Annotated in this window: 16 protein-coding genes; 8 read left to right on the top strand and 8 right to left on the bottom strand. The window is 28.7% G+C overall.

Features of this window, described 5'->3' with window-relative positions; genetic code table 11:
* The 8 genes from AJ887_RS06110 to AJ887_RS06075 form a co-directional block, all read left to right on the top strand.
* Window positions 1-384: host-nuclease inhibitor Gam family protein (locus tag AJ887_RS06110; RefSeq protein WP_070284977.1), on the top strand; the 384-nt coding region annotated here is incomplete at its 5' end.
* 71 nt (window positions 385-455) lie between these two features.
* Window positions 456-728, top strand: a complete 273-nt coding sequence (locus AJ887_RS06105; protein WP_070284644.1) for a hypothetical protein — start codon at window positions 456-458, stop codon at window positions 726-728.
* Entirely contained in the window at window positions 725-1147 is a 423-nt protein-coding gene (locus AJ887_RS06100) for a YopX family protein (protein WP_070284642.1), read from the top strand. The genes AJ887_RS06105 and AJ887_RS06100 overlap by 4 nt, the downstream gene beginning before the upstream one ends.
* A 113-nt stretch (window positions 1148-1260) precedes the next feature.
* Window positions 1261-1440 (top strand): hypothetical protein, encoded by a 180-nt coding sequence (locus AJ887_RS06095; protein WP_002864977.1) that lies wholly within the window; start codon window positions 1261-1263, stop codon window positions 1438-1440.
* On the top strand, window positions 1437-1874 hold the full coding sequence (locus AJ887_RS06090; RefSeq protein WP_070276125.1) for a hypothetical protein: 438 nt from the start codon (window positions 1437-1439) through the stop codon (window positions 1872-1874). The genes AJ887_RS06095 and AJ887_RS06090 overlap by 4 nt, the downstream gene beginning before the upstream one ends.
* A 42-nt stretch (window positions 1875-1916) precedes the next feature.
* Window positions 1917-2108, top strand: coding sequence for a hypothetical protein (locus AJ887_RS06085; RefSeq protein ID WP_002790256.1), 192 nt, complete (start codon window positions 1917-1919; stop codon window positions 2106-2108).
* Entirely contained in the window at window positions 2095-2574 is a 480-nt protein-coding gene (locus AJ887_RS06080; RefSeq protein WP_070284975.1) for a phage virion morphogenesis protein, read from the top strand. The genes AJ887_RS06085 and AJ887_RS06080 overlap by 14 nt, the downstream gene beginning before the upstream one ends.
* A 38-nt stretch (window positions 2575-2612) precedes the next feature.
* A complete protein-coding gene (locus AJ887_RS06075) occupies window positions 2613-3134 on the top strand; it encodes a PH domain-containing protein (RefSeq protein ID WP_052780838.1) in 522 nt (173 codons plus the stop codon).
* 132 nt (window positions 3135-3266) lie between these two features.
* Here AJ887_RS06075 and AJ887_RS06070 read toward each other — a convergent pair whose 3' ends face one another.
* From AJ887_RS06070 to AJ887_RS06040, 8 genes are all read right to left on the bottom strand, one after another.
* Window positions 3267-4397 carry a phage minor head protein gene (locus AJ887_RS06070; protein WP_052780839.1) on the bottom strand — a complete coding sequence of 377 codons (1131 nt, stop codon included), beginning with the start codon at window positions 4395-4397 and terminating at the stop codon, window positions 3267-3269.
* Window positions 4390-5772 (bottom strand): DUF935 family protein, encoded by a 1383-nt coding sequence (locus AJ887_RS06065; RefSeq protein ID WP_052780840.1) that lies wholly within the window; start codon window positions 5770-5772, stop codon window positions 4390-4392. The genes AJ887_RS06070 and AJ887_RS06065 overlap by 8 nt, the downstream gene beginning before the upstream one ends.
* On the bottom strand, window positions 5769-7295 hold the full coding sequence (gene terL, locus AJ887_RS06060; RefSeq protein ID WP_002865465.1) for a phage terminase large subunit: 1527 nt from the start codon (window positions 7293-7295) through the stop codon (window positions 5769-5771). The genes AJ887_RS06065 and terL overlap by 4 nt, the downstream gene beginning before the upstream one ends.
* Window positions 7296-7384: 89 nt before the next feature.
* Window positions 7385-7699 carry a phage holin family protein gene (locus AJ887_RS06055; RefSeq protein WP_002790261.1) on the bottom strand — a complete coding sequence of 105 codons (315 nt, stop codon included), beginning with the start codon at window positions 7697-7699 and terminating at the stop codon, window positions 7385-7387.
* 2 nt (window positions 7700-7701) lie between these two features.
* A complete protein-coding gene (locus AJ887_RS10430; RefSeq protein ID WP_261659780.1) occupies window positions 7702-7824 on the bottom strand; it encodes a hypothetical protein in 123 nt (40 codons plus the stop codon).
* The gene (locus AJ887_RS06050) at window positions 7811-8059 is read right to left on the bottom strand and encodes a hypothetical protein (protein WP_070280988.1); all 249 of its coding nucleotides are present in this window, start codon (window positions 8057-8059) and stop codon (window positions 7811-7813) included. The genes AJ887_RS10430 and AJ887_RS06050 overlap by 14 nt, the downstream gene beginning before the upstream one ends.
* Window positions 8056-8397, bottom strand: coding sequence for a hypothetical protein (locus tag AJ887_RS06045; RefSeq protein ID WP_002854893.1), 342 nt, complete (start codon window positions 8395-8397; stop codon window positions 8056-8058). The genes AJ887_RS06050 and AJ887_RS06045 overlap by 4 nt, the downstream gene beginning before the upstream one ends.
* Window positions 8398-8407: 10 nt before the next feature.
* Window positions 8408-8797: a YcbK family protein gene (locus AJ887_RS06040; protein ID WP_002922136.1), complete on the bottom strand. Its 390-nt coding sequence runs from the start codon at window positions 8795-8797 to the stop codon at window positions 8408-8410.
* Between the last annotated feature and the right edge of the window lie 4 nt (window positions 8798-8801).

Genomic DNA, 8801 nt, shown 5'->3' with positions numbered 1-8801 from the left:
AATGAGATTAAAGAAGCTCGTGCAGGAGAGATTAAGGTTTTAAGTGATGAGCTTGGATACATAGAGCAATGTATCACTACTTTTTGTGAAAATAACAAGCATGAATTTGCCGAAAAAAGATCTAAAGAATTTACCTTTGGCAAGATTGGCTATCGCTTAAGTAAAAGTGTATCTTTACCACGTGTGAAAGAAAAGCTAGAAAACTTAATCAAAGCCTTTAAAAGTTACAACCTTAATGAATGCATCATTTACAAAGAAGAACTTAATAAAGATGCCATTGTAGAGCTTGATGATACTACTTTAGTAAAGCTTGGACTTAAAAGAGTTGTAAAGGATAATTTTAGAATAGAGCCAAAGATTGAAAGCTTAGAAATTCAAAATTAAGAATTTAACAAGTCCGCTAAGGCGGATTTGATTAAGTTTTTAAAACTTAATTTAAAACAAAAGGATAAAAAATGTATGTCAATGTAAGCATAGATGCGAGTGATTTAGAAGATTTTTACGCTCATGATTTGGCTAAACTTTTTGAAGATTTAAGCACAAAAGAGCAAGAGGAATTCTTTGGAATTATCCATAAGGATATCAAGCCATTAGAAAGAATAAGAACTATTCTTTCTAATTTGTCTAATGATGAAGCACTTAAACTTTTTAAAGAACTTAATAATGAGTTTAAAAGCGATGAGGAATGGCAAAAAACTATAAAAAGCATAAATGGAGATAACAAATGAAACTACAAGATTTTGATTTTAGGATTTGGAATATACAAGAAAAACATTACATAACAAACAATCCATGCCTTGTTGAGTTTAATCATAATCCCGGAGAAATAAAAGCAGGTGTATTGCTTGTTTATGAAGATAGAGAACACGAGTTTCTTGAAAGTTGGTATGATGATATCGAAATCGAACTTTGGACTGGTTTATATGATAAACATGGCAAAAAGATTTATGAAGGGGATATCGTTAAAACTAAAAGTCCATACGATTGCTTTTTGGCAAAAGTTGGCATTCATAAAGAAGGGACTTTTTATCTTGAGAGTAAAAGTAGAGATTACATAGGCTCTTTAATTTATTTAGTTAAAGATGAAGGATATGATACCGAAATCATCGGCAATATCCACGATAATCCTGAACTTTTGAAATGTTAAAAAATATTAAAAATTTTAACATAAAAATGAAATATGTTAAAAAAAGCCAAAAATTTAACAAAACTCACTAATTAGTGGGTTTGATTAAGTTTTATTTAGCAAGGAAAGAAAAGATGAGTAAAAGAAATGGTGCTTTAAGGGCTTTTAAAACACTTTTAAAAGATGTTTTAAATGATGAAAATGGCTTTTATAAACACAAAAATGGCAAAGTAAATATAGCCAAGCTCTCTCGTGTAAGTGGGCTTAGTAGAAGCTTTTTAAAAAAAGAACTCTATATAAGAGGTTTGCTATGAGTCCTAAACAAGCAATGCTTAGAAAACAACTTCTAGCTAAAATACACATGCACAAAGAGTATTTATATTATAAAGAAAATAATGCTTGGCAAGATTTTTTAGCTTTAAGATTTGAGGTTTTAAGCTCAAAAGATTTAAGCATAGATGAGCTTAAAATCTTGCTTGATATTTTTGATGGTAAAATTAAAGATGATATAAACTTCGTACCTGATTTTAAGGGTAGATTAATGCTTAAAAAAGCTAGTTCTAATAAACAATTTTTTTATTTAAAAGCTTTATTAAAACAAACAAAAATGCCTATTTTTAGTTTTTACAAACTTTGTAAAAAAACTTTAAAAAAAGATATATACTCTCTTGAAACTCTTAGCAAAAAAGACTGCACTATAATGCTTGTAGTTTTAGAAAAGATTGCTAAAACTAAAAAAAATAATTAAAAATAGATATAATCCTTTAAAAGCTTTTTTAAAGGATTTATTTTGATCTGCCCTAGATGTGCAAATGAAAAAACTAAAGTCTTAAAAACTATAAAATCAGATACCAATGAAAGATTTAGAAGATGTCTTAAGTGCGGATACACTTTTATGTCTATTGAACTTATCAAAGTAGATAATTGGGCAAAATACTATATAAAAGAAACTCAAAAAGGACTTTTTGATGAAGCGCTTTGAATTAAAGGGTCTTGAGAATTTTTTAAAAAAATGTGAAAATCTAGAAAACGAACAAAAGCAGATTATTTTAAAAGAAATAATTGCTGAAGCACTTTATAAAGAAAGCAAAGAAAATCTAGAAAAAGAACAAGACTCTAATGCTAAAAAATGGGCACCTTTAAAGCAAAGTACATTAAATTCAAGAAAAGCACAAAAGATCATGCATACTAAAAAGCTTTTTGCAACAGGCTCTATGCAAAGCTCTTTACATAGTGGAGTGGAAAATGATAGAGCTTTTGTAGCACTTAATGCCAACTATAAAGGCTTTGCGTATGCCAGAGTGCATCAATTTGGCTCTAAAAATGTAATAGCAAGACCTTTTTTACCCATCGATGAAAATTTAAATATAAACAAAAGAGTAGCCAGAGCAATGGAAGAAGAAACTAAGGATATGCTTTGGACTTTGTTTAAGCAGACTTTAAAATAAACTTCAATAGACTATGGCATTTTATTAAAGGAGTATAAATGCCTAGTTTAGAGGAAATACAAAGTCAAATTTCTGATTTTTCAAATGCTAAAAATATTTTCTCAAGAAAAGAAATTAAAGCTTTACCAGATATTTTATGGGAGAATGAGAAGGTAAAAAAAGCAGCACAAGGCACTTATAATCTTGCTACAGGACTGCTAGTAGCTACTGATAAAAGATTGATTTTTATTGACAAGGGAATATTTAGCTTAAAGGTGGAAACTTTTCTTTATGATAAAATTTCATCTATTGAATATAGTACAGGCTTGATGTTTGGCGAGATAGTTATTTATGCTTCGGGTAATAAGGCTAAAATTAAAAATATGGAAAAAAACGAAACCAAAGAAATGGCTGAATTTGTTAGAGAGTGTACTCAAAATACTGATGCAAATAATCATATATCTACCACTAATAGTGATTTAACCGTAGAATTAGAGAGAATATCAAATCTTAAAGATAAAGGTATTATTACTGAAGAAGAATTTAAAACAATGAAAGAAAAAATTATAGCTAAAATGTAAAACTTGCAAAATTACTTAAAATCTTATATAATTATTTTAGCAAATAAGTTGTTATGCTCTTATAGTATCATCACGATGTGGCAGTGGGTCATTGGCTATAAGAGTTTAGCCACCTTCTTTTTTGCAAATTTATTATTTTTTATAAACAATTTTTCCTTGATTTAATACTTCTTTAAAATACTTATCGTTCTCGCTTAAAAACATAGTTTTATTATTGATTTGATTGCCTCTTTGATTTAATACCATTACAAGAGCTTTTACTCCATTATCATAAAAGTATTTAATATAAGTTTTTTTGGTAAAGCCTTTGTAGTAAGGGTCAGTATCCATGCTTAATCTAATCTCATCAGGATCTTTTACAAGCTTTGGCAGATAGTCGATATAAAAGTGGCGATTATTCTTTTTTATCTTAGAAATTTGTTTTTTCTTATCATAGAAAAAATCATCATCTAAGCTTATTACATCTCCTATTTTATCAACGAGTAAATCTTCTTTTTTCACATCAAAGCTTTCATAGACTTTGTCCATTAATTCTTTATCACTTAAATTTTCATAATTATGTACCTTTGGTAAATTCTCTAAGCTTTCATCTAGGCTTATTCTCGTTTCTTTTGGCATCTGTGAATTCTCTCTTTTATCATAAGCAAAGTTTTTAGAAGCAATACTTTTTGGATTTTCTAAAATTTTATATTTAGCCCTTGCTTCTTTTTCGCTTACTGCTATGACTTTACATTTACAATTATAATCATTAGGCGGAAAGGAAGTTTTCCAAAAAGGATCATCTCTGTGTATGGCACAATTGTGCATTTTTTTATGCTCACTTCTTGAATCTTCTAAAAGTGCACATTTATATACCCAGTAAGTTTTATAAGTATAAGTGCTAAGTTGCTTTGCTCTTGCTTTTGCGTAAGCACTTTGCATATTGGTATGATAAATTGTTTTTAAGCGATTTGCATTGATATTTATAGTGCGTTTTTCTCCTGTTTTTGGGTTTGTTATTTCTTTTTTACCATACCAACCTTTACTTGTTAAAAGCTCTTTTAAATTGTTTTTAAACTCATTAAAATTTCTTCCTTCTTTCATAGCTTTTTTTAATTCTTCGTGCAAATCATTTAATACATCTGTTTTCATAATGCCTGCTGCACTAAAAGCGCGATCGTGTGCTTGTTTTTTAATTTCGTGATATTTAAAGCTTATTTTTAAGCCTTTATTTTCTAAATAGCTATAAGCTTCATCTACGCTTTTGTTAAAAATATTACTCATTTCCAGTATCCAAAAGAGCTTGCATGGAAGCGAGAGCGATTTTTTTATCCAGACTTTCTTTTAATTTTTCAAAACTGATATTTGGGTATTCTTTAAAAATTCTTTCTTCTAATTCTTCATAGCTTTGACATTCTTCCCAAAAGGCTTTGATTTTTTCATAAATTTCATCACTTATCTCATCTTCTGCACTTGAGTTTAATTCTATTTTATCCTTGCTAAGACGATTATTTTTTTCTAACACTAAAGAGTTAAATGCGTAATTTTCAGTGCTTACTTCTTTTTTCTTTAAACCTTCAATTCTAAAAGTTTTTGCTAAAAACTCAGCAGGTATCTCATAACCCATACTAGAAATAGTGCTATAAACTCCTGCTAAGTATTGCTCATCGACTTCTTTGTTTGTATCAAAAACAAACTCAAACTCAGCTGGCTTTGCAAAATTAAGTTTTAAAATCTGCTCTAATAATTTTTGTATGCTTTTGCTTAAAAAAAGTGTATCCATTTCACCCACATTAAGACGCACTTCTTCGTGTACATTACCTAAGGCTTGAGTACCATTTTGCACTGCATTTCCTGCTAAAACTTGTCCGCTGATTAATTTTGAAATAGCTTCATCACAATACCTTAAAAAATCTGTAAAAGTAGAAGTAGAAAGCCCTGAGTTTAAAAGCTCGACCATGTCATCTTTGTTAAAAATTCCCACACTTGCACTTCTTAAATTGCTAAGTTGCATTAAAAGTTCTTCTATTTCTTTATCGCTGTTTGCATTGGTTGTTTTTGCAATGATAGGTGGCACACTTAAATTATCAAGATAAGAAATGTTTTTACTCATAGCAAGTTGCTTTAAAACTGCAATGCTTACAACATTATAAAAAAGGGATTGTTCTATGAATGAACCTGAATCGCTTGGATGTAAGTGTAAAAATATATCATCACACTCATCCACAAAAAGTTTTTTACTTTCGCTATAAATAAATAGCCTTTCTTTATCATCCATCGAAAAAAATCTCGGACTTATGTATTTTAGTTTTGGAAAAACATTTAAATCTTTTACCTTCCATTCAAGTAAAAAAGCAGCAAAACCATAAACTACTGCAGCACTCATTTCAAAGACGAATTTCCTAAAATCACTTTTTGATATATAATTTTGTAAAAATATTCTTTGAGTCTCATCTTTACAAGTAATAAACATAGGAAAAGAACACATTTTAAAACGCCTTTTCATTACTTCAGAGGCAATTTGTGGATCAAAGCGTTTAAAATAATCATAAATACTTATAAGTTCACTAAAATTCTCACTATTTAAAGCAGCGATTATACTATCAAAATCAACACTACTTGCTACGCTTTTTCTTGCTGTTTTATTTAATATTCTCATAAAAATCCTTTTTTAATCTTTCTTTTGCTAAGTATTCTATTGATTGCTTTATAATCTGCATTTGCTGCACTACAAGCGATTCTAAAAGCCATCTCACTTGCATCAAGCAAGTCATCATGTGCTGCTTTTGGATAGGTTAGCATTTCTTCGATAAGTAAATTTGAGTTATTGTCTATTAAAATCGTGCCGTCGTTAATGTAAGGTGCTAAGCTATCGATGCGAAGTTCTTTTGCGACTTTATTTTTAAGCTCACAAATACTTAGAATAATTCCCAGTTTTAAAGCCTCTTCTTTGAGCTTATCTTTGAAAAACTCTTGAAAGGCTATTGTTTCAATGGCTATTTTTACTATTTTTCCTAAGCTTAAGTATTTGATATAAAGCTTTAATATCACATCTATCATCTTGCTAGGAGATATTTTATAGCCACTTGCTTTTAAATGAAATTTATTTTTATCTACTTTTTTAAGCTCAGCAATGGCAAAATAATCGCCTTTTGCCTTACCAAGTGCAGGGTCAATCCCTAAAACCACAAGGTCAAAATCTTGTTCTTTTTCTATGATTTTATACTCGCTAAAAATAGCATTTTCAGTACTTAATGCTTTGTTTTGATATTCGCTAAAAAAACTTTGAGTATCAGCAAAATATTCTTTTAAAATTTCTATTTTGTTTAAATTTTCATCATCTAATTTAAAACCCTTTAAATCGCTTTTTAAAATATTGTTTTTATCGATTAAATCAAGTTTGTCAGGAAAGCTTAGCACAAGCGGAAAATCATAAATTAAAAAGCGTTTATCATCATTTAAACGATTTAAAAGACTATCTTGATGTAAAATAGTTCCAACGACTAAGTATAAATAATTTTCTTGTGTTCTTGCGACTAACTTTAAAATGGCTTTATTAAACCATTTATAAAGTTTATCCCTTTGCGTTTTACTTTCTACATTTTCATCATTTTCTATATCATCACAGATAATTAAATCAGGTCTTTTGCCAAGATAATTCGTTCCTCTTATCTTTTTACCACTACCAAAAGCTTTAATTTTTTTATGTATTTTAAAACTTGTAAAAACTATGGCTTCACTAGTCCATTCATCGCCTAGTTTTATTTCAAAATCATTAATTAATTTAGCATTTTCTTCAAGCTCTGTTTTTAAACTTGCTATACTTTCACTTGCAATGTCTAAAGTAGAAGATATAATTAAAGCATATTGCTTTTTATTACTTAAAAGCGAGTAAAGAGTAAAAAGTCTTACTAAAAGCGTTGTTTTAGCACTTCCACGATAAGCTTTAAAACAAAGATGATTATTTTTCTTTTCTAATTCATCAATATTATCATAGATAAAATTTCTAAAATTAGAGCTTTCTTTTTTGATAAAATTGATATGATGAGGAAAATATTCAAAAACAAAAGCCTTAAAGCCTTGTTTTAAAATCCTATCTCTTCTTAAATTTTTATCTTCTTTATGATTAAATTTTAAAGCCTTTAGCCTTGATTTAATTTCATTTATTTCTAACTTATCCATTTTTGCTTTCTTTTTATTTTCAAATATAGTTTTAAAAAGCTTTAAATTGCGTTTAAAACCTTTTAAAATACAAGGGTCAATATAAAGCCTTACAATTTATCTAATTTTTTATTTATAAGCTTTTCTACAAGTTGCTCAATTTTAAGCAATGCATCTGTCCCCATATAAGCTGCAAAACCACCCACTGCAACGCTAAGCTTTATGCCAAAATTAAGATAATTTACAATTTCAAAAACTAGATATGCTACAAACATAGAACCTAGCATACCTTTTAAAAAGAGTGTAAATTTACCTTTTAAATTAAGAGCTTTGCTTAATTTATTTTTTGTTACAATTCCTACAAGTCCAGCTATAAAGCTTACTATCATTAAAACCATATATACAAATATATCTTCTAATTTCATTGCTAGTTCCTTGTAAAAATTTCAAATACATACAATAAAGCTAAAGCAAAGCTTGAAAATAAAAGAGCTATAAGAAGATCTTTTGCAATGCTTTTTTGATTTATCATTTTATTATTTTCTTTCATCTTTCTCTCCTGTGCAAAGCTTGGCTATATTTTCAACTTCTAAGTAATACTTAGAGATTTCTTTAGCACTTTCTAAGTCTTGTTTGTCTAAAGGCTTTAAAGGAAGTTTTAAAGGGCATTTAATAGGAACTTTAACTTCTTTGATTTCAGTTTTAATCAAAATATCTTTAGAAGCACAAGCGCTTAAAAAAACAAAAGGTATAATTAATAGGAAAATTCTCATTTTATCATTCACTTTTTTGCTCCTAAAATATTAAATAATTCTTTATAAGCTTTAAGTTCACTCTGGCAGCTTTTATCTTTAATAAAAACCTTATCCACTTTTAAAACTTCTTTTAAAGTCTCTTTGGGCTTTAAATCAAGTTTTAATTTATCAATAGCTTTATTTTGCTGGGCTAATTTATCTTTAAAAACATTGATTTCATTGCTAAAATGCAAAGCTTTAAGTTTTAGATTTTCATTTTCTAAAGCTAAAGCATTGTTTTTTAAATATAAAAAACCACAAAGAGCAATTAGAACAAAAAAAGCTATTTTTGAAGGACTTAAAAACCTTGATAAAATAAAACTAAACACAATCTTTTCCTTATGGATAAGTCCATCTTGCTTTTTTGCCTCTAGTGTCTAAATGCACAAACCCAGCATAAGGATCATTAAAATTATGCTTTATGGCAATCCCTAAACCTCTTTCGCCATAGGTGTTTAAAACATATTGATGAACTTCTTCTGTTTTAACTCCTTTAACCACAAAGTCCGCTGCACTTCCTATAGTGTGTTGGCTTTTAGGGGCTCCACCAATCTCTGCATTATGCTCTTTGCAGCGATATCCACTATTTATAATAATAGGAGCATTGTAATGTTCTCTGATTTCACAAAGAATGTCTATAAGCTCATCACTTGGTACATTTTGCGGTAATTCACATTTGCCGCATTTACATTTAAATTCGCTTTCTTTAAAATAAGGGTTATTTTTCATTTTC

This window comes from Campylobacter sp. BCW_6466 (genome assembly GCF_001762835.1).
Lineage (GTDB): Bacteria > Campylobacterota > Campylobacteria > Campylobacterales > Campylobacteraceae > Campylobacter_D > Campylobacter_D jejuni.
Note: the sequence above shows the minus strand (reverse complement) of the source record. Positions and strands in the feature narration are given on the sequence as shown.

Bases quoted from the DNA above. Each gene is read 5' to 3' on its own strand.
- AJ887_RS06080 (WP_070284975.1), top strand. From the start codon at position 2,095: ATGAAGCGCTTTGAATTAAAGGGTCTTGAGAATTTTTTAAAAAAATGT.
- AJ887_RS06055 (WP_002790261.1), bottom strand. From the start codon at position 7,699: ATGAAATTAGAAGATATATTTGTATATATGGTTTTAATGATAGTAAGC.
- AJ887_RS06090 (WP_070276125.1), top strand. From the start codon at position 1,437: ATGAGTCCTAAACAAGCAATGCTTAGAAAACAACTTCTAGCTAAAATA.
- AJ887_RS10430 (WP_261659780.1), bottom strand. From the start codon at position 7,824: ATGAAAGAAAATAATAAAATGATAAATCAAAAAAGCATTGCAAAAGAT.
- terL (WP_002865465.1), bottom strand. From the start codon at position 7,295: ATGGATAAGTTAGAAATAAATGAAATTAAATCAAGGCTAAAGGCTTTA.
- AJ887_RS06065 (WP_052780840.1), bottom strand. From the start codon at position 5,772: ATGAGAATATTAAATAAAACAGCAAGAAAAAGCGTAGCAAGTAGTGTT.
- AJ887_RS06105 (WP_070284644.1), top strand. From the start codon at position 456: ATGTATGTCAATGTAAGCATAGATGCGAGTGATTTAGAAGATTTTTAC.
- AJ887_RS06100 (WP_070284642.1), top strand. From the start codon at position 725: ATGAAACTACAAGATTTTGATTTTAGGATTTGGAATATACAAGAAAAA.
- AJ887_RS06075 (WP_052780838.1), top strand. From the start codon at position 2,613: ATGCCTAGTTTAGAGGAAATACAAAGTCAAATTTCTGATTTTTCAAAT.
- AJ887_RS06040 (WP_002922136.1), bottom strand. From the start codon at position 8,797: ATGAAAAATAACCCTTATTTTAAAGAAAGCGAATTTAAATGTAAATGC.
- AJ887_RS06095 (WP_002864977.1), top strand. From the start codon at position 1,261: ATGAGTAAAAGAAATGGTGCTTTAAGGGCTTTTAAAACACTTTTAAAA.
- AJ887_RS06070 (WP_052780839.1), bottom strand. From the start codon at position 4,397: ATGAGTAATATTTTTAACAAAAGCGTAGATGAAGCTTATAGCTATTTA.